General features: G+C 33.9%; 19 protein-coding genes. 12 read left to right on the top strand and 7 right to left on the bottom strand.

Annotated features, from left to right (window positions below; translation table 11 throughout):
* The first annotated feature begins 67 nt into the window (after positions 1-67).
* The 7 genes from ACJJVU_RS10125 to ACJJVU_RS10095 all read left to right on the top strand — a co-directional run bounded on the left by ACJJVU_RS10125 (position 68) and on the right by ACJJVU_RS10095 (position 9,422).
* Entirely contained in the window at positions 68-1,285 is a 1,218-nt protein-coding gene (locus tag ACJJVU_RS10125; protein WP_405224911.1) for a hypothetical protein, read from the top strand.
* Positions 1,269-2,030, top strand: a complete 762-nt coding sequence (locus tag ACJJVU_RS10120; protein WP_405224908.1) for a glycosyltransferase family 2 protein — start codon at positions 1,269-1,271, stop codon at positions 2,028-2,030. The genes ACJJVU_RS10125 and ACJJVU_RS10120 overlap by 17 nt, the downstream gene beginning before the upstream one ends.
* A gap of 13 nt (positions 2,031-2,043) precedes the next feature.
* On the top strand, positions 2,044-3,000 hold the full coding sequence (locus ACJJVU_RS10115; protein WP_405224905.1) for an MraY family glycosyltransferase: 957 nt from the start codon (positions 2,044-2,046) through the stop codon (positions 2,998-3,000).
* Positions 2,993-4,111, top strand: a complete 1,119-nt coding sequence (locus tag ACJJVU_RS10110) for an O-antigen ligase family protein (protein WP_405224902.1) — start codon at positions 2,993-2,995, stop codon at positions 4,109-4,111. Before ACJJVU_RS10115 ends, ACJJVU_RS10110 begins: the two co-directional genes overlap by 8 nt.
* A 101-nt stretch (positions 4,112-4,212) precedes the next feature.
* Positions 4,213-6,213, top strand: a complete 2,001-nt coding sequence (locus tag ACJJVU_RS10105; protein ID WP_405224899.1) for a polysaccharide biosynthesis protein — start codon at positions 4,213-4,215, stop codon at positions 6,211-6,213.
* A 38-nt stretch (positions 6,214-6,251) separates the two neighbouring features.
* Positions 6,252-7,025 carry a polysaccharide biosynthesis/export family protein gene (locus tag ACJJVU_RS10100; protein WP_405224896.1) on the top strand — a complete coding sequence of 258 codons (774 nt, stop codon included), beginning with the start codon at positions 6,252-6,254 and terminating at the stop codon, positions 7,023-7,025.
* A 9-nt stretch (positions 7,026-7,034) separates the two neighbouring features.
* Complete coding sequence (locus ACJJVU_RS10095) at positions 7,035-9,422, top strand: GumC family protein (RefSeq protein WP_405224893.1); 2,388 nt, start codon at positions 7,035-7,037, stop codon at positions 9,420-9,422.
* Between the two features lie 70 nt (positions 9,423-9,492).
* Here the strand turns inward: ACJJVU_RS10095 and ACJJVU_RS10090 are convergent, their stop codons facing one another.
* A complete protein-coding gene (locus ACJJVU_RS10090) occupies positions 9,493-10,215 on the bottom strand; it encodes a tyrosine-protein phosphatase (RefSeq protein ID WP_405224890.1) in 723 nt (240 codons plus the stop codon).
* 46 nt (positions 10,216-10,261) lie between these two features.
* On the opposite strand from ACJJVU_RS10090, the gene ACJJVU_RS10085 reads away from it, so the two are divergent.
* The 3 genes from ACJJVU_RS10085 (at position 10,262) to ACJJVU_RS10075 (ending at position 17,782) form a co-directional block, all read left to right on the top strand.
* Complete coding sequence (locus ACJJVU_RS10085; protein WP_405224887.1) at positions 10,262-11,620, top strand: capsule assembly Wzi family protein; 1,359 nt, start codon at positions 10,262-10,264, stop codon at positions 11,618-11,620.
* 276 nt (positions 11,621-11,896) lie between these two features.
* Positions 11,897-12,967, top strand: a complete 1,071-nt coding sequence (locus tag ACJJVU_RS10080) for an NADH:flavin oxidoreductase/NADH oxidase (protein ID WP_405224884.1) — start codon at positions 11,897-11,899, stop codon at positions 12,965-12,967.
* 168 nt (positions 12,968-13,135) lie between these two features.
* Complete coding sequence (locus ACJJVU_RS10075; RefSeq protein WP_405224881.1) at positions 13,136-17,782, top strand: lamin tail domain-containing protein; 4,647 nt, start codon at positions 13,136-13,138, stop codon at positions 17,780-17,782.
* 239 nt (positions 17,783-18,021) lie between these two features.
* Here ACJJVU_RS10075 and mnmE read toward each other — a convergent pair whose 3' ends face one another.
* Positions 18,022-19,410 (bottom strand): tRNA uridine-5-carboxymethylaminomethyl(34) synthesis GTPase MnmE, encoded by a 1,389-nt coding sequence (mnmE, locus tag ACJJVU_RS10070; protein ID WP_405224878.1) that lies wholly within the window; start codon positions 19,408-19,410, stop codon positions 18,022-18,024.
* 76 nt (positions 19,411-19,486) lie between these two features.
* Between mnmE and ACJJVU_RS10065 the strand changes: the two genes are divergently transcribed.
* A complete protein-coding gene (locus ACJJVU_RS10065) occupies positions 19,487-19,852 on the top strand; it encodes a DUF4870 domain-containing protein (RefSeq protein ID WP_405224875.1) in 366 nt (121 codons plus the stop codon).
* Here the strand turns inward: ACJJVU_RS10065 and ACJJVU_RS10060 are convergent.
* Positions 19,845-20,123 carry a DUF3817 domain-containing protein gene (locus ACJJVU_RS10060; protein WP_013752231.1) on the bottom strand — a complete coding sequence of 93 codons (279 nt, stop codon included), beginning with the start codon at positions 20,121-20,123 and terminating at the stop codon, positions 19,845-19,847. The genes ACJJVU_RS10065 and ACJJVU_RS10060 overlap by 8 nt on opposite strands.
* A 63-nt stretch (positions 20,124-20,186) precedes the next feature.
* Positions 20,187-21,290 (bottom strand): esterase-like activity of phytase family protein, encoded by a 1,104-nt coding sequence (locus ACJJVU_RS10055; RefSeq protein ID WP_405224871.1) that lies wholly within the window; start codon positions 21,288-21,290, stop codon positions 20,187-20,189.
* 112 nt (positions 21,291-21,402) lie between these two features.
* On the opposite strand from ACJJVU_RS10055, the gene ACJJVU_RS10050 reads away from it, so the two are divergent.
* On the top strand, positions 21,403-22,119 hold the full coding sequence (locus tag ACJJVU_RS10050) for an SDR family oxidoreductase (protein ID WP_405224868.1): 717 nt from the start codon (positions 21,403-21,405) through the stop codon (positions 22,117-22,119).
* A gap of 145 nt (positions 22,120-22,264) precedes the next feature.
* Here ACJJVU_RS10050 and ACJJVU_RS10045 read toward each other — a convergent pair whose 3' ends face one another.
* The 3 genes from ACJJVU_RS10045 to ACJJVU_RS10035 form a co-directional block, all read right to left on the bottom strand.
* A complete protein-coding gene (locus ACJJVU_RS10045; protein ID WP_405224865.1) occupies positions 22,265-22,633 on the bottom strand; it encodes a hypothetical protein in 369 nt (122 codons plus the stop codon).
* Between the two features lie 76 nt (positions 22,634-22,709).
* Positions 22,710-23,018 (bottom strand): hypothetical protein, encoded by a 309-nt coding sequence (locus ACJJVU_RS10040; RefSeq protein ID WP_405224862.1) that lies wholly within the window; start codon positions 23,016-23,018, stop codon positions 22,710-22,712.
* A 237-nt stretch (positions 23,019-23,255) separates the two neighbouring features.
* On the bottom strand, positions 23,256-25,808 hold the full coding sequence (locus ACJJVU_RS10035) for an ATP-dependent Clp protease ATP-binding subunit (RefSeq protein WP_405224859.1): 2,553 nt from the start codon (positions 25,806-25,808) through the stop codon (positions 23,256-23,258).
* Positions 25,809-25,869 lie beyond the last annotated feature (61 nt).

Here is a 25,869-nt window from a genome sequence, read left to right as displayed (position 1 = left end):
CTATACATTTGATTTGTACAACCATTTAGTGTTAATTATTAATTGATTATATGTTTATTTTTTTTAGATGTTATTAGAAGATGCAAATTATATAATCTTTTTCTTACTAAGTTTATGTTTGATTTGGATGTGGTCATTAGTACTAGGAGGTAGAGGGTCAAAGTTATTATTATTCTATAATATTTTTTTTACTCTCTCTTTTTATACTCCGGCATTATATTATTTTTCAGGTTTTTCTGTTTATAGTCATGCCTTTACAGCTGAAGCGCTAAATATATTTTGTGCTTCTGGGGTTTCATTCTCATTTGTTTCGATATTTTGGATGAAGACGAGATTAAATTCTAAAAGTTATTGGTTTTTAAATTTCTTTGAGACTATTAGAAGTGGTGGTGTCTATGGTAATTATAATATAAGGCTCTATTTTATTTTAAGTACGTGTTTGATGACTCTATATCTAATAGTGTTCTTTAATAAATTGACAATAGTAAACTTATTTAGTGGAGAGGAAGGTGAGGTTGTAGACAGATTAGATACTTCGGGTAATGTTCCATTTTATATAACCTTTAGTTCTTTATTTATAATTTTATTTCCAACCATCTTTTTTTATTTTTATTCATTAAAAAAAAATAGATTATATAAAATATTATTTTTTGTTCTTACAGTATTTGCCATAAGTAGTGGTGGTAACAAGGGTATATTAGCTTATTTTTTTATTTTTTTTATTTTCTTTTTTTCAAAAAAAACGTTTAACTTTTGGAAAATTGCATTGGTGTCTTTTTTTCTGATTAGTTATTATCTTTTTTCGAAAGGAGTTGATTTCTCTGATACTGCAAATTTAGGAATAGCTATAGAATCTCCATTGAGAAGATTTTTTGTCACACAACCAGTCGGGTTTATTGCGCGAATACAAATGTATTTGGATAATAGTTATGAAATAAACTCTGCATTTAGTATTAAACAACAAATTTTTTCAAAAATATATCAAGCCCCATTGGGTACAGGTAGTCATCCTTCTCATTTTGTTTCTTCAATTCTAGTTGAATATGGGTATTTGCCTATGTTCTTTGTATTTGCAGTATTCAATATTTTTTTATTAGAACTGATTAAGTCTAGTGACAAAATTCTAAACGATAGGATCTACGGTTTTGCTATTTGGAATATATTTATATTTATGTTTTTATCTTTTAATTCTGATATTTCCGTTGCTAATATTTTAAGATTCACAATAATATTTTTAAACTTATTAATTTTATATCTATTTATAGGGAATGAAAAACGAATTTAAAGTTTCAATTATAACTCCCGTCTATAACGCAGAACGGTTTTTGAGAGAAACGAGTTCTTTTGTTGTTAATCAGACTTATCAAAATTGGGAATGGTTATTAGTAGATGACTGTTCTCAAGATAATTCTAGGAATATTCTAAAAGAACTTGCTTCTAAGGATAAACGCATTAAACCTGTATTCTTAGATATAAATGGTGGTTCTGGACCTGCTCGTAATATCGCTATAGATCAAGCTTCAGGAAAATACATAGCTTTTCTTGATAGTGATGATTTTTGGTCATTAAATAAGCTAGAGAGACATGTTGCATTTATGCAAGAACATGATGCCTCTTTTTCTCACACTTCTTATGGATTCACAAATGAAGAGGGGAATAGAATTAGAGATACATATCATGTGAGCCGTAAACCTGTTACCTTTAAAGATCTTTTGAAAAGAACTGAAATAAGTTGTCTTACTGCAATGTATGATCAGGAAAAAATTGGAAAGTATTTTATGCCAGATGTGCGAAGAAAACAAGATTACGCACTCTGGTTAAGTATACTCAAGGATGGTTATTGTAGTATACCATTAGATGAGGAGTTAGCACTATATAGACAAGTTAAAGGAAGTGCAACAAATAATAAATTTAAACTTATATTCAAACATTATTCTTTTTTAAGAAAATATGCTCAATTATCCAGGCTAGAAGCTATTAAATACTCTATACATTGGGGACTTAATGGATTAAAGAAATACTATTTATAATTAAAAATAACTTATGAATTATCTAGCGATTACATTACTGCTAATTATACTGTCACGAATATATATAACGATAGCAAAGAAATATGGGATACTGGACATACCGAATCATAGGAGCTCCCATCAAAAAGTTACAATTAGAGGAGGAGGGATCCTTTTTTTTTTAAGTCAAATTTGTTTTTTTATAGGATCAGACTTTGCATACTGGCCATTTTTTTTAGGTCTGACACTGCTTGCTGTGATTAGCTTTTTAGACGATATAATTACACTTAAAGCTTTAATACGGTTTCTTGTTCAGTTTATAGCGGTCGCATTACTTTTGTTTTATATTGATTTAGATATAGCAATTTTCTTTACAGCTATTCTGATGGTTGGTGCTATAGCCTTTTTGAATGCCTTTAATTTTATGGATGGAATTAACGGTATCACAGGAGTTTATTCAATTGTTGTATTGTTGGTGTATCTTTATATAAATACGATAAAGGAAACTTTTGTGATAAATGAAGTTATTACCTACACACTTATTTCAGTAGTAATATTTGGTTACTATAATTTTAGAAAAAGAGCTTTGTTTTTTGCTGGAGATGTGGGAAGTATTACGATGGCATTTATTTTACTCTTTTTATCATTGCGCTTCCTTGATACTTATAATAGTATCGTGTTTTTAGGCTTTTTTTCAGTTTACGGAGCTGACACCTTACTTACTATTTTAAAAAGGATACGTTTGAGAGAAAAAATATCTGAACCACACAGACATCATATATATCAAAAACTAGTGGATGTCTATGAATGGAGTCATATGAAAGTTGCAATTGTATACGGTTTGCTGCAGTTAATATCTTCTTTTATAATTGTAAATGTGATGGATGCTGCTTACAATTTACAATTGGTAGTGCTTGTATGTATTTTATTAATTATGGCTATACTCTATGTAAGTGTAGACACTTACGCAAAGCGTAAGGTTCGTGTTTAAGGATTATATAGAAAAGAGGAGAGGTTGGCTCACACTATTGATAATAACAATATTAATTGTTCCTTCTTACTTTTCAATAAGTAATTATTTTCTAGTCTTGCTTCTTTTGCTTTCTCCATTCTTTCTTCAAAAGGATATAATTTTAAAACATAAGTGGCCTATTGTTATCACAGTAATTGCAGTAATTATTTATGTTATATTTTATCGAAAGTTTTTAATTTATTCTGCTTGTAAAATTGACATAGGACAGGTAATTCCTATTCCATTACTTCTATTATTGAGTTCTTTTATCGGTTTCTATTTTAGGAATTACAGGTTGCCAATACTCATATTTTCTTTTTTTTTCTGTTTAGAAGCTATTGTCGGTATAGCAGAGTTTACGTTCGGAGTGCAGAGTTTCTTTGTTGAAAATGCCTCACTTATTAAAACTCCGAATAATTATATTTTTTCACGTCCAGGCGTTTATGGATTGAGTGATGGATCAAGTTCATTTGCAGTGAATATGTTATGTTTAGTATTTCTTGCTAATAGTTATTACTCTAAATCGATCAGATACATTTTAATTGGAATAGGGATTCTAGGTGTGATACTTTCTTCAAATAAGACAATGACTATAGGAATGGTCGTGTATTTGATAACATCTTTTCTCTTTTTTAAACACAATAAAAATATCAAATATGCTTTAGCAGCGTTAATAGTCATTACTAATGGAATTCTTTTTTATTTTGTAATATTCCCAGAACCGATAATAAATATTGTATTGACTGGAAGATTACCCATTTATGAAGCATTTGTGAAATTTATACGAGGAAATATTCTCTTTGGGAATTATTCTAAACCTTTAAGAATCATTTCAGACAGTGGCAAGGTTATACATTCTCACAATAGTCTGTTGCAACTTGCAGCAGATAATGGATTAGTTTATACGTGTTTGTTTTTAAGTTTCATTTTTGTGCATATTAATAAAAAAAATATGCTAATGATAGCAATACTAATTTTTGTGAGTTCTACTCAATATATTTTATTTTGGGGTGTGTATCATATAGACATTCTTTTTTTTCTTATACTATTCACTTCAACAATGAAAGGTGGAAATAAAATTTCCTCTTGAAGAAATTTCAATAATTAATTAAAGGTTAGAAACTCTATATTTGCAAGACTTGTAGATTTTGTCTACTTTACTAATTACTACTAAGAACTAATATAGATTGAATGCTTATTAGAAAAATGAAAGTCGCATGGAATACTCTATTTTCAGAGGATAATAGATTAGATATTCGAAAATTGCGCTATCTCCCTAGATGGGCGGTACTATTTATTGATATTTTTCTAGTTTTTGTAGCGCTTATAACTACCTATTATTTGCTCGAGGGCATTAAGATTAATTCGCTATTTACTCTAGACTTAAATAAACAGATAAGCATAGTCATAGGGATTAATTTTCTTTTTTTACTAATTTTTAAAACGTATGCAGGTCTAATAAGACATTCCTCTTTTATGGATGCTCTTAAATTACTCTTTGCTTCTGGAGCGACATTTGTTTCTTTGATATTTATTAATATCCTAAGTAAAATTTTTCTAGGTGAGAAAATATTTTTGACGACTGGCATATTTTTGTTTGCTCTATTATCTTTTAGTGCTCAATTTATATTTCGATTAGTAGTAAAACAGCTGTATGAATCATTTAAAATTGCACAGAAAGAAGAGGAGCTTATTAAAGCTGTTATAGTGGGGATTGATGATGGTGCAATATCTATTGCGGCAGCCCTAGATATTGAACATCCTCAGCGTTTTATTATTAAAGGTTTTGTATCAAAAAGACAGAATAAAAGTTTGAGAATACTTGGTAAGCCTGTATTAGAACTCAACGATGACATTAGTTTACTTACAAATAAATTAGGCGCAAGTGCAATCATTTTTGCAGGTAACACGATGAATGCTGAAGAGCGTTTCTTGTTAGTTAAAGACTGCTTAGAAAATGATATCAAGGTTTATAATTCTCCCTTGGTAATTAACTGGAGTGAAAAAACAACAGTTACAGATCAGTTAAAGTCTCTACAAATTGAAGATTTATTGAATAGGGATCCAATAAAACTAAATGATAAGGACAAGGCTCAAAAAATTCAAGGTAAAACAGTGTTAGTAACAGGTGGTGCTGGTTCAATAGGTAGTGAGATAGCGAGGCAAGTAGCATCTTATGGACCTTCAAAGCTTATAGTTTTAGATCAAGCTGAGTCACCCTTACATAATTTAAGTCTGGAGCTTCTTGGGCTGTATCCTGATATTGATTTTGAATTTACAATTTGTGATGTAGCGAACCGAAATAGATTAAGAGTATTATTTGATACTTTTAAAATCGATATCATCTACCATGCTGCCGCTTATAAGCATGTTCCTTTAATGGAAAATAATCCTTCTGAAGCTATATTAACTAATATATATGGTACTAAAAATCTTGCAGATATAGCGGCAAAGAACGGTGTAGGTTATTTTGTAATGGTGAGTACCGACAAGGCAGTGAATCCAACCAATGTAATGGGTGCTTCCAAGAGAGCGGCAGAGATGTATGTGCAGTCTAAATATTTTGACGCTATTCAAGATGGTACATCAAAGACAAAATTTATTACAACTCGTTTTGGGAATGTATTGGGATCAAATGGGTCTGTTGTTCCTCTCTTTAAGAAGCAAATAGAGCAAGGTGGTCCTGTAACAATTACCCATCCTGACATCATACGTTATTTTATGACCATACCAGAAGCTTGCCAGTTAGTTCTTGAAGCAGGTACAATGGGTAAGGGTGGGGAGATATTTATATTTGATATGGGTGAACCTGTCAGAATTATGGATCTAGCAGAAAAAATGATTAAGCTCGCTGGTTTTACGGTAGGTGAGGATATTGAAATAAAAATAACAGGTCTCAGACCAGGAGAGAAGCTTTATGAAGAGTTGTTAAGTGATGAAAGCAAGACACTAACGACACATCATGAAAAAATAATGATCAGTGAGGATATAAGTGCTAACTATGATTATGTAAATACGATAATTAGTAAAATTGTAAAAGCAGCAATTAAGAATAATAATAATATAAGTGTTGCTAAATTAAAATCTTTAGTTCCTGAGTTTAAGAGTAAGAACTCCGAATATGAGGTGTTAGATATTAAAGTACATGATATTACATCTGAAATAAAGCCTTCTCAAAACATTGTGCAATAGTCAGTAGTATAGTATTTTTGCACTCCAAATTTTTACGTATGTCAATTAAAGAATTGAGTAGATATTTTATAACCCTCTTAGCCTGCGTGGCTTTATGTTCTTCTTGTATTTCAAAGAAAGAAGTATTGTATTTTCAAGATATTGAAAGCTTGACGGGTCAAAATCAAAATACTAATTACAATACTGTAATACGTCCAGATGATTTATTATCGGTTACCGTTTCTTCTCAAGACCCAGAATCTGTCGCTATTTTTAATCCAGTAGCAGGAGCTGCAAATGCATTGAGAACAAGTAACGATCGTCTTGGAACATACTTAGTAGATAAGGACGGTAATATAGAATTTCCTTATTTGGGAACGTTAGCTATAGCAAACAAGACAAGAATTGAAGCCATACAGTTGCTGCGAGATCGTATTAGAGAATTTGCTAAAGAAGCTGTCATCGATTTAAGGATTTTAAATTTTTCTATATCCGTACTTGGAGAAGTACAACGTCCAGGTACATTCACTATTCCTAATGAAAGAATTACAGTACTTGAAGCATTAGGTCTTGCTGGGGATATGACGATTTTTGGTGAGCGTAAAACAGTCAAAATAATTAGAGAAGAAGAAGGAGTGAAAACATATGGAGAGCTCGACTTTACTAGTATTGATTTAGTAAATTCCCCTTTTTATTATCTTCAGCAAAATGATGTTATTATCGTGTCTCCAAATAAAGCGCAAATCCAAAGTGGAGCATTTAATAGAAACTCTACTATTTTCATTTCTATAGCGGGTATTGTGATATCTGTCTTAACTATTCTTACTCGTTAATATTATTTCATGCAACAACCTAATTCTCAATTATCGCAAGAAGAAAATTTTAACCTCAAAGATGTATTAAATCAATACCTAAAATTTTGGCCATGGTTTGTACTGTCAGCCCTTATTTTTGTATCACTTGCTTTTTTATATGTTCGCTATAGTACATACATATACCAATCTCAAGCGACCATACTAATTAAAGATTCAAACAATGGTGCTTTATCAGAACTCGCAGCTTTTGAAGATTTAGGTTTAGGCGGTGGAGGATTAAGTAAGTCTGATTTTGAAAACGAAATTGAGATCATTAAGTCAAAAAGGTTAATATCTCAGGTAGTTGACGACTTCCAATTAAATGTAAAGTATTATCGAGAAGGTAATGTGAAATCTTCAGAAGTTTTTAAGGGAAGTAAATTTACCGTAGAGTTGATGAGTTTGGAAGATTCACTCAAATCTTTTATGAAGTCAGTTTATATACGTCAAATTTCTGAAAGCACTTATGAAATAAAAGAAAGTGAAGACTCAAAAGGAGAAATTAAAAATTACGGAACTCCCCAATCTTTAGATTTTGGACAAATTGTTGTTTTTCCAAATAAATCATACAAACAAGATATTATTGAGGAAGGAACAGATTTTACTTTAGTAACTATAAGTGATAAAGTCTCGGCAATTACAAGTCTTAGAAATAACCTTTCAATTCAAGCAGTAAATAAAAATAGTAGTGTTATACAATTATCTTTTAGTTCATCTGCACCTAATAAGTCAGAAGCAATACTAGATGGTCTTGTAGATGCTTATAATAATGATGCTATTTTAGATAGAAATTTAGTATCGGCTAATACAGCTCGATTTATAGATAGAAGACTCGAAATTATTACTAGCGAATTAGACTCTGTAGAGACTAGAAATGTTGATTTTAGAGAAGATAGGCGAGTTACTGATATTGCAACAGAAGGGCAAATTTTCTTACAAAGCGCTACTGAGCTACAAAAGAAACAGTTGGAATTATCTACCAAAATTGGATTGGCAAATTCAATGAAGGATTATTTGAATAATGAAGGATCTGAAGAATTACTTCCTGTTAATTTAGGTTTATCAGGTGATGGTTTAGCAGGAGCCATTCAAAACTATAATGGATTACTTTTGGAAAAAGAACGTTTATTAAAAAGTTCCACACCAGCAAATCCCGTAATTATAGCACTCAATGATCAAATTAATCAATTAAAGGGTAGTATTGGTTCTAGTTTAAATAATATTACTACCTCGCTAGAAATAGAAGATCGCGATTTGAGGAGACAAAGTGGACGTATAGGAGGTAAAATAGCTTCTATTCCAAGTTTAACTAAGGCTGCCCGTGATATTATGCGCCAGCAGGAAATTAAGGAGGCATTGTATCTATACCTACTTCAAAAAAGAGAAGAAACAGCAATCTCTTTGGCAGTCACTACTCCAAAAGCGAAAATAGTCGATAGAGCCTATAGTTTAAAGACGCCTATTTCTCCAAAACCAAAAACTGTTTATTTGGGAGCCCTAGTATTGGGAATTTTAATACCATTTGGTTTCGTGTATGTAAGAACTCTTTTAGATACTCAAATACATAACCGTATAGATGTTGAAAAAGAGGTTCCCGGCTTAGCTATTTTAGGTGAAGTTCCTGTGGTTGACAGTAAAGAAAGTGAAACTATTACAAGTAATGATAGATCTGTATTAGCTGAAGCATTTAGGATTCTTAGAACTAATTTGGGTTACTTTATTAAAAGTACCGAGGGAGGTCTCGGGAATACTATTTTTGTTACATCCACCATTAAAGGAGAAGGAAAAACATTTGTAGCTTATAATTTAGCTCTGTCTTTAACTAGTACAGGTAAAAAGGTATTACTTGTAGGTGCGGATATAAGAAATCCGCAATTGCACAGGTACATTGATAAAAATGAATGGACTATAGGATTATCTGAATATTTATTTGACACAGAAGTTAATATTAAATCTATTACAAATGAGGTATTTAACGGTGATGAACATTTTGATTTAATACTATCTGGACGTATTCCACCTAATCCAGCTGAACTATTAATGAATGGGCGTTTTGATAAACTTATCGAAGATGTGCGTGATGATTATGATTATGTAATTGTAGATACAGCACCTACGCTTCTAGTAACAGATACATTACTAATTAGTCAAAAAGCTGATATGACCGTATATGTTTGTAGAGCTGAGTATACAGAAAGGAATCTGCTTCAGTATCCTAATGAGCTTTACAGAGATGGTAAGCTTAAGAATATAGCGTTTGCCATTAATGGTATTAAGTTAACTAACTTTGGTTACGGAAGTAAGTATGGCTATGGTTACGGACAAGATAAACCATCGTTATTGAATAGAATTAAGAATAAGGTTGGGTTGAGTTAGAACTCATGATTTTAATAGAAAAGAGGCTAAAACTTGGATAAAGTTTTAGCCTCTTTTGGTTTGAAGCAAGTTACTTAAATGTCTTTGTTGTTCTCAAGCATATATTTTCTAATGCTGAACTATATTTGGCTGGAATTTGCATCTTTTCAATTTTCTCTAGATGATCAATTCTGTGCGTATCTAAGCCTATAAAATCATATAGATCATCTTTTAATAAACCAGAAGCAACCTTCTGGACTGATTCACCATAATGATTGGACAATGAAAGCCCATTGAGTTGAAGGAGACATCCTTTCTTTTTGAAGTCCCTATAGATTTCGGGGCGCTTATGATAATAAGCATAACGTTCGGGATGTGCTATAATAGGTATATAGCCCTGAGAACCAATTTTAAAAATTTGTTCAAAGAGATTTTCTGGTGGTTGAAAAAAAGACATTTCAACTAGTACAAAATTATCGACTAGAGGAATAAGCTCTTTTTTTTCTAAATAATTAGCAAATACTTCATCTAACATATACTCCGAGGAGTATGATAAATCAATCCCTTGCGTTTCTTTGATGCTATTATATGCATTTAAAATAGTCGCAGGTGTATTATCATATATTCCTCCCATAGTATGAGGAGTAGCAATAATCTTATCACAACCTAAACTCTTATATTTCCTTAAAAGTTTCTCGCTATGAGCTACAGTTTTGGCTCCGTCATCGATTCCTGGTAATACATGACAATGCATCTCTGGTGTACCTGACCAAATATCTAGAAACGACTTCTTTTTGTTAAAAATTCCAAACATGAGTCAAAAATACTTCAAATATTTAAGAAACTAGTATCTTCATTCTATGATTAAAAAGCTGATTAGTGCATTACTTTATATTTTCATTTTCACTTCCAGTATTACTGCGCAAGAAAGATTAAATTTTTCTGGGTCTCTTGGCTCAATAGGATTTGTATCTAGTGATAGACTTCCTTTTTGGAGTTTTACTAATAGTCAAGGTTTCTTAAGTGAGTCAAGTAGTTATGGGGTTTCCGCTTTCGCGAAAGCGGACTATAGCATCTCAGAAAATCATATGTTTACCCTAGGCGCTGGGGCTTATATTTCTGACGGGTTTAATGAAAACCTAAGAAGAAGTAACCTCTACCTTGAATATAAAAACAAATGGTTTTTAGTAACTGCAGGTGCAAAGCAGCTTACTCCAGAGAAGTATAATCTTTCCACTATAAATAATAATATTTTACAAACTGGTAATTCGCGACCATTTCCCGGAATCATCATTTCTAATGTTACGCCAATTAAATTATCAAATAAATTTTCATTAGATGGTGAGCTAGCTCATTATAGTTTGAATGATAATCGCAGTACAAAAAATGCGCAGATTCATTATAAGATGATTAGAAGTAATTGGAGAATAAATGAAACAAGTTCTCTTTCTATAGCACTAAGACATTATGTACAATGGGCAGGTACGCTCTCAGACGGAACTGAACTCCCAAGTGACTTAAATGCATTTGGTAGAATTTTTATTGGAGCCAATGGAGGTGATATAGATAACCCTAACGAAGCTATCAACGCTTTAGGAAATCACTTAGGTAGTTATAATGTTAATTATAAAAAATATTTTAAAAATGGGACATTAGCGGTCTATCATCAATCATTATTTGAGGATCGCTCTGGAAGAGAATTGAATAATTTTCCAGATGGTGTGTGGGGCTTAAATTATCAACCCAATGAAAGTAAGTTTATTAAATCCATTTTATACGAGTATATACAGACAGTATCTCAAAGTGGAGCGCCTAGGCCTACTGAGGGTAGTGCACAGCAAAGTGGTGGTGATAATTATTTTAGAAATAGTATATATAGATCAGGATGGACTTATGAAGGAGCTATTATAGGACTTCCCTTTCTTAATCCTTTTGGGAATACAACGACTCCTAGTAATAATAGAATGATAGGTCATCACTTGGGTATAGCAGGAAAAATTGGTAGGATTGACTATGCTGTTAAAGGTTCCTATGTTCAGAATTTAGGAACCTACACTTCACGCATTAAACCTAGACAACAAGCACTTTATAGTTATGCTACACTTTATTATAACACCAATACTGTCGGAGTTATCAACCTTTATTTAGGAGCAGATTACATTAACGATTTCTCCAAGGCTACAAGTATTGGAATAGGTTACAAGTATAACTTAGAGTAATTATTTTTCAAAGTAGCTTAAATATTTGAGGTAGCTTACAATTGAAGAGCTTCTTGTTCTTTTAAAATTAATTATTGCATACTCAGTTTTATAATTTTAATAATATTCACTCGAGTCTTTTCAATCTCGTCTTCGTGTCACTTATAATAGAGTTTATCTTTGTAAAAAGTTTTGATTTTGTAATACTTTACTCATTGCTTAGAATTCATATATAAACAGTCACTGAAGTATTTAGAAATTATTCTTAGAGTATAATAATCCCTAACAAAAATAAATATGTCAAGATTATACACTCCATTCACAATTAGAGGTTTAGAATTACCTAATAGAATTGTAGTTTCTCCTATGTGTCAATATAGTTCAGTTAACGGAATGGTAAATGATTGGCACCTTGTTCATTTGGGTTCTAGAGCTGTAGGAGGGGCCGGATTAATAATTACTGAGGCCGCTGCAATTTGTCCAAATGGAAGAATTACTCCCTCAGATATGGGTATCTGGTTAGATGAACATATTGAGCCTCTTAAGAGAATTACAACATTCATTAAGGAGCAAGGCACGGCGGTGGGAATTCAGCTAGCACACGCTGGGAGAAAAGCAAGTACGTTACCTCCTTGGGAAGGTAGTAAGGCGATTAACAGTGAAAATGGAGGATGGCTACCTGTGGCGCCGTCGCCTATATCATTTAATGATGAAGGAGTGGTGCCCAAAGAGCTTTCTATAAGTGAGATTAAAGATCTCATTAAGTTATTTATAGATGCATCTAAGAGAGCTGTATTAGCAGGTTTTGATGTTATAGAAATTCACGCCGCACATGGTTATCTTTTAAATCAGTTTTTGTCTCCACTAACCAATAAACGTGTAGACGAATATGGCGGTAATTTTGAAAAGAGAGCCCTCTTCTTACTAGAGGTGACAAAGGGAATTCGATCAGTAATTCCTGATAAAATGCCTTTATTTGTACGTATATCTGCCACGGAATGGGCAGAAGGTGGCCATACCATTGAAGATTCCCTAAAAATAGCTCAGCTTCTTAAGGATAGCGGAGTAGATTTAATAGATTGTTCGACGGGAGGGGTCGTTATTAATCAAGAAATTATAGTTGAAAAAAACTACCAAGTTCCTTTTGCAGAAAAAATTAAGAAGGAAATAGATATAGCAACGGGTGCAGTAGGCTTAATTGATGACGCCATTCAAGCAGATGAGATCTTAACTAATGACAAAGCAGATTTAATATTTATAGGTAGAGAAATGTTACGAAATCCATATTTTGGATTATTAAGTCCTGAACTGGGAGGGAAGAAGATTGCTTGGCCAAAGCAATATCAAAGAGGAAAGCCTAGAAAATAGTTGTAATTTTTTGAAAATAAGAGACCTATAATTAGGGCTGTTATAGAATAATAATAATAATGTCAAAATTATTGTTCATAACCACTTGCCGATTGCTTAACACTATAGAAACATTGAACACTGAGTTTGATTGTAGATTTGCAAAAATCATAACTAAAAACTCTTTCAATGAAAAAAAAACTACTCAGTGCGCTTTTGTGCATTGTATTGGCATTTCTTAGTGCTAATATAAATGCTCAAGGTGTTTTTATTAATGAATTGCATTATGACAACGCCGGGGGCGATGTTAATGAAGGAATCGAGCTTGCTGGTCCTGAAGGAATGGATTTAGCCGGATGGTCATTGGTTTTATATAATGGTTCTAATAACGAAGCTTATAGAACTGTAGACCTTTCAGGAGTAATAGCCAATCAACAAAATGGTTATGGAACAGTAAATTTTCCTATTACAGGAATTCAGAATGGTGCTCCAGACGGTATCGCTCTTGTAGATACAACAGATAACGTGGTTCAATTTCTATCATATGAAGGAGAGCTTTCTGCTATAGGCGGTCCGGCAGATGGACTTACTAGTAGAAATATAGGCATAGCTGAAGGAGCAGATACTTCAACCGAAAGTTCACTATCTCTATCTGGAAATGGCACAGAAGCAGGTGATTTTACTTGGGAAATTACAAATACAAATACCTTTGGAGCGGTAAATACAAATCAAGATTTTGGTACTTTGATAATCACGCCTGTGATTAATGAATTTGTATTTAATCATACGGGATCTGATACAGACGAGTTTATAGAGGTGCTTGCGGGTGCTAATGAAGACATATCTACGTATTCACTTTTAATTATTGAGGGTGATGTAAATTCTGTTGGAACTATTACTTCAGTATTTCAATTAGGTATTACCACCGCAGATAGACTTTATACAATACCTTTTCAAAACAATGTGTTTCAAAATGGATCTCAAACTATCCTTCTTGTTACAAACTTTAGTGGTAACATAGGAGAAACTATTGATACAAATGTAGATGGATTAATTGATGTTAATCCTTGGGATGAGATTATTGATAGTGTAGCGGTAAGTGATGGTGATGAAGGAGATATGTCATACAGCGATGTGGTACTAACCAATGATTTTGATGGAGGAATTTTTACAGTAGGTGGAGCATCTAGAATTCCTAGCGGAACTAATTCGGGAAGCATAACAGACTGGATTAGAAATAATTTTAACGGGGCTGGGCTTCCAGGTTTTCCAAGTGCAATACCATCTGCAGGAGAAGCTATCAATTCTCCAAATTCTGAAAATATCACAGTTCCTTCAGAGCCAACAAACGATGCGGTGTTGCTTATTAATGAAATTGATGCAGACAATACTGGTACAGATACCATGGAATTTGTAGAATTATATGACGGCGGAACGGGTAATACACCTCTTGATGGATATACTTTAGTATTTTATAACGGTTCTAGTGATACAAGTTATGCATCTTATTCATTAGATGGTTTTACCACAAACGCAAATGGCTTTTTTGTTTTAGGAAATGAATCAATAGGTTCTGCAAGCATAGTTTTTGCTAATAATGGGATTCAGAACGGAGCAGACGCTATTGCTCTTTATAAAGATGCTACCAATGATTTTCCAAATGGAAGTCTAGTAGATTTTGACAACTTGCAAGATGCTGTTGTTTACGATACTAATGATGCAGATGATGATGGTTTGCTCATACTTCTAAAAGAAGGTCAGGAACAGCTTAATGAAGATGAGTTAAGTAATAAGGATATATTCTCACTACAACGATTTACAAATGGATCAGGTGGTTTAAGAGAAACTGCAACATACGTAAATGCATTGCCTACTCCTGGAGCCACAAATAGCAATGCTACTGAACCAATTACTTTAGTCATTAATGAACTTGATGCAGACACCGCAGGATCAGATTCACAAGAATTTCTTGAAATTTACGATGGTGGGCAGGGTAATACTTCCCTCTCTGGATTTGTAGTTGTTGCTTATAATGGAAATGGCGATGCTGTTTATAACACTTTTGACTTAGAAGGCTTTACTACAAATGAAGAAGGTTACTTTGTTTTAGGAAATGCAGATGTTTTAAATGTAGATTTAGTAATCCCTGGCAACTCTTTTCAAAACGGAGCAGATGCTATAGGTTTATATCAGGGAACTGCAGTTGATTTTCCAAATGGAACAGTACTAACCCTTGATGGACTAGTTGATGCAATAGTTTATGGAACTGATGATGATACAGACCTAGAACTAATTGTATTATTAAATCCTGGACAAGAGCAGCTAAATGAGAATTCAAACGGAAGTAAAGACTCAGAGTCTTTACAGAGAATTCCAAATGGACAAGGAGGAACTAGAAATACAGCAAACTATGTTGGTCAGACTCCAACACCAGGGAGAGCAAATGATGCCATTATTACGCCAGGGGAAATACTTACTATCGCGCAGGTGAGAGCAGCTGCTGAAGGAGATACCGTAACAACTACTGGAATCCTAACAGTAAGTGATCAGTTTAATGGACCTGCATTTATTCAAGATGCAACAGGAGGAATTGCAATATTTGATAATCTTGTTCATGGTGAGAATGTATTTGCTATCGGTGATTCTATCACAGTTACGGGTACAAGAAGTGCATTCAATGATCTTGCACAGATAAGTCCTGTAAATATTGTGGAAATTAATGCACCGCCTACAGGTGTTATAGAACCTATAACTATCACTTTATCACAATTATCTAATTACGAAGGACAACTAGTGCGTGTTGTAAATGCAAGCTTTCCTAATGAAGGAGACTTACTATTTGGAAATTCTAATTTTGAACTTACAGATAGCAGTGGAACAGGTCAGTTGCGTATAGACGGGAATGCATCTTCACTTATTACATCAACACAACCTAGTAGTTGTGATATTGTAGGAGTTGTAGGTCGTTTTGGTGATAATTTCCAACTATTACCTAGACTAGCAAGTGATATACCATGCGCTACTCCTTTTGAAAGTCCAGATGAAACCTCTGATGTTTCAAGGGATGATAGCTTTGATGTAGTCGCGTGGAATATTGAGTGGTTTGGAGATGAAAATAATGCTCCGCCAGCTGGCAGACCTATGTCTGATGAAATACAGAGAGATAGCGTACGTACAGTACTAAGAAGATTAGATGCAGATGTTATTGCTGTAGAAGAGATTGCAGATGATGTACTTTTCGAAGAGCTAGTAGATGGATTAGAAGGCTACGATTATATTCTTTCTGATGCTGTTTCGAACCCAACTGGAACACCACCTTTTCAAAAGCTTGGTTTTATTTATAAAACTGCTACGGTGAATCCTGTAAAAACTCAAGCACTATTAGCTACGATCCATCCATTATACAATGGAGGAGATGACAGTGCTCTAGTAGATTATCCTAGTACTACAGATCGTTTTTATGCAAGTGGCCGTCTACCTTTCTTAATGACTGCAGATGTTACTATAAATGGGAGCACAGAGCAAATAGATTTAATAGCATTACATGCTCGTGCAAATGGTAGTACTCAATCTCAAAATAGATATGATATGCGTCGTTATGATGTAGAGGTTCTTAAAGATTCTCTAGATGCACAATTTTCAGATAGAAAGGTTATACTTTTAGGAGATTACAATGATGATGTAGATGAGACGGTTGCAGATGGTGTGCCCACAACAGAATCATCATTTATAGCTTACGTACAAGATCCAGAAAACTACAATGTTGTTACAAGTGTATTAAGTGATGCTGGATTTAGATCCTTCGTATCTAGAGAAAATATGATTGATCATATTGCAATCACAAATGAGCTTTTTGATAATTATATCGAGAGCAGTGCATCAATAGGATATCAATTTTATGATGAAGACTATGCATTTACCGCGTCTGATCACTTTCCAGTTTCAGCTAGATTCTTATTTGAAACTATAGAGCCATTAGAAGTGGCATCTATAGAAACATTTGACATCACTTGTTTTGGTGCAAATGATGGAGTCGGAACCGTTTCTATAACTGGAGGTGTTGCGCCGTATAGCTATATTTGGAGTGACGGGCAGACAGAAAATTTTGCAGAGAATCTATCTGAAGGTACCTATTCAGTAATTATTAGTGATAGTAATGATGAAGAGCTCCTAGTTGAAAATATTAATATATCTAGCCCTGCACAAATAACATTGTCAGTATCTGAGGATGTGACTATATACAAAGGTTATGATTCTGATTGTACGACATTATCTGTATTTGATATTGTAGCAGAAGGTGATACATCCATACTATGGAGTACGGGGGAGACTACAGAAAGTATTACTTTTTGTCCTGAAGAAACAACAACCGTATCAGTTACCATAATGGACTTCAATGGATGTGAGACTACAAAGGAAATTACTGTTACAGTAGAGGATATTACATGTGGTAATAATCCATATTTCCAGCGCGTTCAGCTCTGTTACAAAGGGCGTTCACTTTGTGTAAGCCGTTATGCTGCAAGAGTATTTTTACGAAAAGGTGCAACATTAGGGGCTTGCGATAACTCTTCAATTGTTATTTCTAAGATTAAAGTATATCCTAATCCAGTAATTAAAGATGCCAACGTGAATATCACTAGCTCTATAAATACCGAAGTGTCTTTCGAACTATACAATATTTTTGGAGTTCGTGTATTTTCTCAAAATGCAACAATTTCTGAAGGGCAATCTATAACATCACTTCAATTAGGAAATTTACATAGAGGCTTTTACTTCTTAAAGCCAACTGTAAATGGAGTAGTGCAAGGGACGAAAGTTCTTATCAAGAGATAATAAGGAAGTACTACATCCCAATAATTTTAAGGCTGAGCAATACTGTAATTGCTCAGCCTTTATTATATAATATTTAAATGAAGGTTTTCTAAATACTAATACTCCGGAACTATTTTTTGATGAATATAATATTGATTTTCATGATTTTATAATCAAAGCTCTTAAGACTATACTTCTTAAAATATCTATAAGTAATTGTATCTAGGAAGATATTCTTAATATTTTCTTAGTAATCGAAATTACTTCCCGATACAAAAGTTTGCAAAAATATTACCAAGTAGCTCATCATTAGTAACTTGTCCGGTAATTTCTCCAAAATGATAGAGCGCCTCTCTAATATCTATTGCCATAAGATCTCCTGAGAGATCTGTATCTAGTCCGTATTGCACTTTTTCTATTTCTTCTAGTGCTTTCAAGAGTGCATCGTAGTGACGACTGTTTGTAACAATAGTCTCGTCGTTGCGTAAGGCACCAGTGTTTACAAATTCTAGAAGTTTAGTTTTAAGTTCATCAACTCCTTTATTTTCTTTAGCAGAAAGTAAATGGAGATTTGGTATTTGATTACTTATTTCTTTAACGTCACTCTCAGAAACTTGATCAACTTTATTGGCGACAATAACAAGAGGCTTTAGTGGAAACTTGTTTTTGATTTTTTCAATTTCTGTTTTGAAAGACTCGGCATTTGCAAGAAATTCATTTGCACTAAATAATAAAATAACTACTTGTGCCTGCTTGATTTTTTCAAATGTTTTCTTTATTCCTAAGCCTTCAATCACATCTACAGTTTCTCGTATACCAGCAGTGTCTATAAACCTAAAACCAATACCACCAATTGATAGCTCATCTTCTATAGTATCACGGGTAGTACCTGCGATATCTGATACAATAGCGCGCTCTTCATTGAGCAGTGCATTTAATAATGTTGATTTCCCTACGTTAGGTTCGCCCACAATAGCTACAGGAATTCCATTTTTTATTACATTACCAGTTGCAAAAGAATCTATGAGACGCTTGAGTACTTTTGTGATACGAGCGATGAGTTCTTTAAATTGGCTACGGTCTGCAAACTCAACATCTTCTTCAGAGAAGTCTAATTCTAGTTCAATGAGGGATGCAAAGTTTAAAAGCTCTTGACGCAGCTGTGCTATTTCATTAGAGAAGCCTCCTCGCATTTGTTGCATGGCAATTTGATGAGAAGCTTCGTTATCACTTGCAATTAGATCTGCAACAGCTTCTGCTTGACTCAAGTCCATTTTACCATTAATAAATGAACGTAGTGTAAATTCTCCTGCCTGCGCAGCACGACAGCCTGACCTTAATAGTAACTGTATGATTTCTTGCTGAATATAATTAGATCCGTGGCAAGAAATTTCGACGGTAGGCTCGCCAGTGTATGAGTTTGTGCCTTTAAATAATGAGACTAGAACTTCATCTATAGTGCGCTCACCATCCATAATATGTCCTAAGTGAATGGTATGTGTTTTTTGCTCTGATAACACTTTACCACTTACAGATTTAAAAATAGGGGAGGTTATTTCTAGGGCTTGAGCTCCAGAAACGCGTATTACAGCAATAGCGCCAGCGCCGGCTGGACTTGCTAAAGCTACTATAGTATCTTGTACATTCATCTTTACAAAATTACGTAAACGTGTAACATTTTCGCGTAAGCATATACATATATAGTATCAATCAATAATCAATCATATGGAAATCGTACAACAAACCACTTTTGCGCGTGAAGATAGAACGCTGCTAGCACTTACTCATCTATCCCAACTTCTAGACTATATAACTGGTTTTGGAGGTTTTATAGTACCACTTATACTGTGGCTTTCTAATAAAGACCGAGTAAATAACATGGATGAGCATGGAAAATCTATTGCAAATTTTCAGATAAGTCTGTTCATTTATTGCATACTGAGCATCCCTGCAATACTATTATTTGGATTAGGTCTCGTTACTTTATTAATACTTGCGGTGTTAGGCTTTATTTTGCCTATAATTAATGCAATACGAGCTAGTAATGGGGAAGAGCCTAACTATTATATCAGTATAAAATTCTTTAAGTAGACTGGAGATATTTTTTATCCATCCAAAAAGTACCAAATGGAATAATAGAGCATAAAAGGACAATTCCTACTGTTTTATTGTTCCATTTCATATATGATTTCATCATAATTGCCATTACTACATAGGCAAGAAATAGAAATCCATGAGCCATACCAATAACTTTATTAGGTGCTCCATTATCAAATATATACTTTAATGGCATGGTGATAAAAAGGATTAATAAGAATGATATTCCTTCTAATACACTGAGAATTCTAAAGGTCTTAAGCATCGTATATTTTTCAACAAAAATAAGGGCAAACTAGTAATAAGCCTACTCATCAAAGAGTAACTTTTACTTAATTTCAAATAGGATTATCTGACTAAGTTGTTTTCCAAAGGAGTTAAAATTATTATCTGAGATAACGACTAGTGATCTATTTCCATTTTCAAAATTAGGACCAAAAGTCATTCCTTCAATATTATCTACTATACCATCTGTGAGCAGACTACGCACGCTACTAAAATCCAATAGCAGCTTCTTTGTAGCAGGGATGTAAGAGGAATTAAAAAGACTGTTTAGGTCATTTACATCTGTTGCATTTTTTATAGAAACTTGGTAAATCTTAACGTCATTTCCACCGTCATCATGACCCGAAGCATAAGACCGTTCAAGAACTAGAAAAGAGTGTTCGTCATATGACAAAATTTCAGTCACACCATTTACTTCAAGCTTCCCATTCCTAGCCACTTTATCTAGCATGTAAGCATACTCTCTAGTAAAAGTGTTGCGTTCATGATCTATGTATGCAATACGCACGGGAGAGTTTGCATCACTTGCAGTTGGCACTATGCCATCTTGTTTAAGTGGTAATTCTGTAGTTACCCAGAAGCCATTGTTATCGTAATTTCTAGTAAGCGCTTCAAAAACTCCATTGTTATGCGGCCCACTAGCAAGATCGTTTTGAACAAGATATCTAGAAGGAATCTTAATAGCACTTTTAAACGCTCCGTCTATACTTGATATTCTTACAAACGGATTAATACCCTTGCTTATATTTCCTTCACTTGACCATATAATGTCTTTTGATGGAGTAACTCGGAGAGATTCTGGATCAGCCAGACCACTCTTAAAAGCAATACCTAAGGTGTCCTTGAGGTTCACCATAGATGTGAAAACTGGTGATTGTAACTTGCCATTTTCAATCTTGATATCTGCAATATAAAATCGCGGATCTTTTCTGTCGTCACTTATAATATACCACTTGCCATCCACGTAATCAATACTAGATAAACCACCCACAGCTACTCCGTCATACATAGCGTCGGCAGGAATAATCACTTCATTTACAAAGTTAAACTGCTGTATTTCTTGCGTGTTCTCTGGAAGTAGGCTAGTAGATTTACAGGATAGTAAAATGGTAATAACAAGAAGCGAATAGATATATTTAATAGACATTTGATTACAGATTAAGTTGTTTGCAAAGGTGTCACTTTTTTAGATTTAGTTTAAGAAAATTTCTTGTTAGCTTTCGCGAAAGCGTGATTATCTTTATAAAAAACACGTAATCATGGAATCATTAAAAGATAAAGTCGCATTAATAACTGGTGGAACTAAAGGTATAGGACGCGGTATAGCCGAAGCCTTGTTGCATCAAGGGATGAAGGTTGCAATCACGGGAAGAGATGAGAAAGGTGCTCAAGAAGCAGCTCATGAACTAACTGAAAATGATAATTACATTCTCGGTATTAAGGCAGATGTAAGGAATTATGAAAGCCAGCAAAATGCGGTAAAAGCAGTACTAGATAAATTTGGAAAAATTGATGTACTCATTGCAAATGCAGGTTTAGGGCATTTTGAGAGTATTGCAGATATGTCTATAAAGCAATGGGATGAGACCATTGATACCAATCTTACAGGAGTTTTCTACTCAGTAAAAGCGTCACTTGAAGCACTTAAAAAAACAGAAGGATATATTTTTACAATTTCTAGTCTTGCGGGAACAAATTTCTTTGAAAAAGGAACAGCTTATAACGCGAGCAAATTTGGCTTAACAGGATTCTCACAAGCCCTTATGTTAGACTTAAGACAAGATAATGTAAAAGTGACTACCATTATGCCAGGTTCTGTAAGTAGCCATTTTGGAGGTAGATCACCAGAGGAAGGTACTGACTGGCGCATACAACCAGAGGATCTTGGTCAGATTACCGTTGATCTTCTCAAAATGCATCCAAGGACATTACCTAGTAAAATAGAAGTGCGTCCATCTAAACCACCTACTAAATAACAGTAAATTAATCTAATAAAAAGCCTTCAATTTTATCTAAAATTGAAGGCTTTTTTATTCAACAATACTTTTATTAAAATTATAAATAGTTTGTAGATGTGCTCTATGATATTAAGTTATTTAATCACATCATATTGCAAAAGCCTTATTTAACTAGCAGCTGAGACAACCAAGTCTTTGCGTCATTTACAGTATTGAAAGACTCAAAGGGTTGGTTAAAAAATTGCTTTTCTAATAATACATTGGATTTAATAAGCGGATTATCAAAAACAACAGCTATGGCTTTAAGACCACAATGATTTCCAGCATCCATATATACCGTAGGGTCTACTGAATATGAATTGAGTCTATATGAAATGTAGCCAAATGGCTCATCATTAAAATAGTCGTTGCAAAATGATAGTAGTAATTGGTTAGACTCTCGATCTACATGAGAGCCTTCTTTCATAATACCAATAACAAAATTGTCTTCGATTTGGATTTTTCCAAATTCAAATTCTTTAATATTTTTCAAGAGTTGTAGGGGGAATTAATTTGTGCGCAAAACTCTTTCTTTTTTAAATAAGATAAAAGTATTTACCACAAAAAAATCATTGTTTACCAGTGAGCAATTCTTCCTTATATGCTAGGGCCTCATCTAGGGTTTGGTATACTGCAAAAGGCTTTTCAAAAAATAATTTTTCAATTCTAAAAGATTCAATAAGACTCTTGTTTGGACAAACGGCTATAAAACCTTTTAAGTTTTTAATTTTTGAAGTTTCTATGTAAACAATAGGGTCAATGGAGTAGGAGTTAATTCTGTGAGTTATATAGACAAATTCTCTATCACTATAATAGATTTCGGCTACAGCAAGGAGAATATCGTTCAGATTTGGTGATACGGTTATGCCTTCGTTCATAACCGTATAAACATAGTCGTTATAGACAGTTATCTCGCCGAATGATAAACTTAAGTGGTGTTCTATTGATTGTGTCATAAATGCATGGGGGACTTAGACATTTAAGATAATAATAATACCTAATACAATAATCTATTTATCAATACATTAACAATGTATGCATAGTACTTTTAATAAAAAAATCCCCAAAAAGTCAATTAGACCTTTCGGGGATTTTTTATAAATACCTGGCTATAACTACGACTCTGTCGGTGCTGCCTTTTTTATATCAATTACTAGTTCTTCTTTCTTCTCATCAAAATCCATGAAGATACTGTCACCTTCTTTTAGTTGAGAATTTATAATCTCCTCAGCTAGTGCATCTTCAATATATTTTTGAATAGCTCTCTTAAGCGGTCTTGCTCCATACTCTTTATCAAATCCTTTATCACTTATGTAATCTTTAGCTTTTTCGCTAAGAGATAAGTCATATCCTAAGTCTTTGATTCTAGTAAATAGTTTTGCAAGTTCAATATCAATGATTTTATGAATATCCTCACGCTCTAGTGCATTAAATACTACAACATCATCCACACGATTTAAAAACTCAGGTGCAAAGGCCTTTTTAAGTGCATTCTGGATAATACTTCTAGCATTATCGTCTACTTGAGTTTTACGAGTAGCGGTACCAAAACCAACTCCTTGACCAAAGTCTTTGAGTTTTCTTGCACCTATATTAGATGTCATAATGATGATTGTATTTCTAAAATCGATTTTACGACCTAAAGAATCTGTTAAGAAACCATCGTCTAGTACTTGCAATAGCATATTAAACACATCTGGATGCGCTTTTTCTATTTCATCAAGAAGTACTACTGCATAAGGCTTACGACGCACTTTTTCTGTAAGTTGTCCACCTTCTTCATAACCTACGTATCCAGGAGGCGCTCCTACTAATCTAGATATTGAGAATTTCTCCATGTACTCACTCATATCAATACGTATGAGTGCATCTTGATTATCAAATAGTTCCTTTGCAAGGACTTTTGCTAGTTGCGTTTTACCTACACCCGTTTGTCCTAAGAAAATAAAAGAACCTATAGGCTTATTAGGATCTTTTAATCCTGCTCTGTTACGTTGTATAGCCTTAGCTACTTTAGCAACTGCTTCGTCCTGACCTATTACATTTTTCTTAATGATAGCAGGTAGTTCGGCAAGTTTGTTACTTTCTGTTTGTGCAATACGATTAACAGGGATTCCCGTCATCATACTCACTACATCTGCAACATTATCTTCAGATACCTCTTCTTTATGAAGCTTTGCATCTTCTTCCCAGCGCTCTTGAGCAATTGCAAGTTCCTTTTCTAAGGTTTTCTCGTCATCTCTTAACTTCGCAGCCTCTTCATACTTCTGCTTTTTAACAACAGATGTTTTGAGTTCTCTTACTTCTTCTAGCTTATTTTCTAGTTCTAGAATTTTCTTTGGAACGTCTATATTTGTAATATGCACACGAGATCCAGCCTCATCCAGCGCATCAATAGCCTTGTCTGGTAGAAATCTGTCTGTCATATACCTATTAGTGAGCTTTACACAAGCTTCAATAGCCTCATCCGTGTATGTTACGTTATGATGCTCTTCGTATTTTCCTTTAATGTTTTGTAGGATTTCAATAGTTTCTTCAACTGTTGTAGGCTCTACGATTACTTTTTGGAAACGACGCTCTAGGGCTCCATCTTTTTCTATATGCTGACGGAATTCATCTAACGTAGTAGCTCCAACACATTGTATTTCGCCTCGAGCTAAAGCTGGTTTAAACATATTTGATGCATCAAGAGATCCTGTTGCTCCACCTGCACCTACAATCGTGTGAATTTCATCAATAAAAAGAATAATGTCATCATTCTTCTCAAGCTCATTCATCACCGCTTTCATGCGTTCTTCAAACTGTCCTCTATACTTTGTTCCAGCCACAAGGCTAGCAAGATCAAGAGTAACCACACGCTTGTCAAAAAGAATACGAGATACCTTTCGTTGAACGATACGTAAAGCAAGTCCTTCTGCAATAGCAGATTTACCTACTCCAGGTTCTCCTATTAAAAGAGGGTTATTCTTTTTACGTCTGCTCAAAATCTGAGAGACACGTTCTATTTCTTTCTCGCGTCCTACTACTGGATCAAGTTTACCCTCGTCTGCCATTGCAGTAAGGTCTCTACCAAAGTTATCTAGAACAGGTGTTTTACTTTTCTTTCCTCCTTTAGGCGTAGAAGGGCTGTTAAAAGGATTTTCTTTTGATCCTTCATCGCTATTATCGGCATCATCACTAAAAGATTCTGACTTAATAGGCTCTATATATTCATCGCTTTCGTTTGCCATCATTAATTTAAATTGGTCTTTTACACTGTCATAATCTACTTTAAGTCGATTGAGCAGTTTTGTGGTAGGATCATTTTCATTACGCAATACACATAATAATAAGTGAGCCGTATTTATTGATGAACTTTGAAAAAGCTTTGCTTCTAAGAATGTGGTCTTAAGTGCACGCTCTGCCTGGCGAGTAAGGTGTAAGTTTTTCTTATCGTTACTCTGTAAGTTCAAGTTGGGGTTTGCCGGACTTAGTATCTCAACCTTACGCCTTAAGTGCTCTAAGTCTATATTTAAAGCTCCTAAAATATCGATTGCTTTACCGCTTCCGTCTCTTAATAAGCCAAGTAGTAAGTGCTCCGTACCTATAAAGTCATGACCTAACCTCAAGGCCTCTTCCTTACTATAAGCAATCACATCTTTTACTCTTGGTGAAAAATTATCGTCCATATCTATCTTCTCTTTCTAAGGTAAATTTAAGCAAACTGGTTCAAAAATCATTCCGCTTAAA

Source organism: Dokdonia sp. Asnod1-B02 (assembly GCF_045063955.1).
Taxonomy (GTDB): Bacteria; Bacteroidota; Bacteroidia; order Flavobacteriales; family Flavobacteriaceae; genus Dokdonia.
Note: the sequence above shows the minus strand (reverse complement) of the source record. Positions and strands in the feature narration are given on the sequence as shown.

What these genes read in the sequence shown, in the direction of transcription:
- ACJJVU_RS10080 (WP_405224884.1), top strand. Translation starts at nt 11,897, where the DNA reads ATGTCAAGATTATACACTCCATTCACAATTAGAGGTTTAGAATTACCT.
- mnmE (WP_405224878.1), bottom strand. Translation starts at nt 19,410, where the DNA reads ATGAATGTACAAGATACTATAGTAGCTTTAGCAAGTCCAGCCGGCGCT.
- ACJJVU_RS10035 (WP_405224859.1), bottom strand. Translation starts at nt 25,808, where the DNA reads ATGGACGATAATTTTTCACCAAGAGTAAAAGATGTGATTGCTTATAGT.
- ACJJVU_RS10120 (WP_405224908.1), top strand. Translation starts at nt 1,269, where the DNA reads ATGAAAAACGAATTTAAAGTTTCAATTATAACTCCCGTCTATAACGCA.
- ACJJVU_RS10095 (WP_405224893.1), top strand. Translation starts at nt 7,035, where the DNA reads ATGCAACAACCTAATTCTCAATTATCGCAAGAAGAAAATTTTAACCTC.
- ACJJVU_RS10065 (WP_405224875.1), top strand. Translation starts at nt 19,487, where the DNA reads ATGGAAATCGTACAACAAACCACTTTTGCGCGTGAAGATAGAACGCTG.
- ACJJVU_RS10075 (WP_405224881.1), top strand. Translation starts at nt 13,136, where the DNA reads ATGAAAAAAAAACTACTCAGTGCGCTTTTGTGCATTGTATTGGCATTT.
- ACJJVU_RS10060 (WP_013752231.1), bottom strand. Translation starts at nt 20,123, where the DNA reads ATGCTTAAGACCTTTAGAATTCTCAGTGTATTAGAAGGAATATCATTC.
- ACJJVU_RS10090 (WP_405224890.1), bottom strand. Translation starts at nt 10,215, where the DNA reads ATGTTTGGAATTTTTAACAAAAAGAAGTCGTTTCTAGATATTTGGTCA.
- ACJJVU_RS10085 (WP_405224887.1), top strand. Translation starts at nt 10,262, where the DNA reads ATGATTAAAAAGCTGATTAGTGCATTACTTTATATTTTCATTTTCACT.
- ACJJVU_RS10100 (WP_405224896.1), top strand. Translation starts at nt 6,252, where the DNA reads ATGTCAATTAAAGAATTGAGTAGATATTTTATAACCCTCTTAGCCTGC.
- ACJJVU_RS10125 (WP_405224911.1), top strand. Translation starts at nt 68, where the DNA reads ATGTTATTAGAAGATGCAAATTATATAATCTTTTTCTTACTAAGTTTA.
- ACJJVU_RS10105 (WP_405224899.1), top strand. Translation starts at nt 4,213, where the DNA reads ATGCTTATTAGAAAAATGAAAGTCGCATGGAATACTCTATTTTCAGAG.
- ACJJVU_RS10115 (WP_405224905.1), top strand. Translation starts at nt 2,044, where the DNA reads ATGAATTATCTAGCGATTACATTACTGCTAATTATACTGTCACGAATA.
- ACJJVU_RS10040 (WP_405224862.1), bottom strand. Translation starts at nt 23,018, where the DNA reads ATGAACGAAGGCATAACCGTATCACCAAATCTGAACGATATTCTCCTT.
- ACJJVU_RS10055 (WP_405224871.1), bottom strand. Translation starts at nt 21,290, where the DNA reads ATGTCTATTAAATATATCTATTCGCTTCTTGTTATTACCATTTTACTA.
- ACJJVU_RS10050 (WP_405224868.1), top strand. Translation starts at nt 21,403, where the DNA reads ATGGAATCATTAAAAGATAAAGTCGCATTAATAACTGGTGGAACTAAA.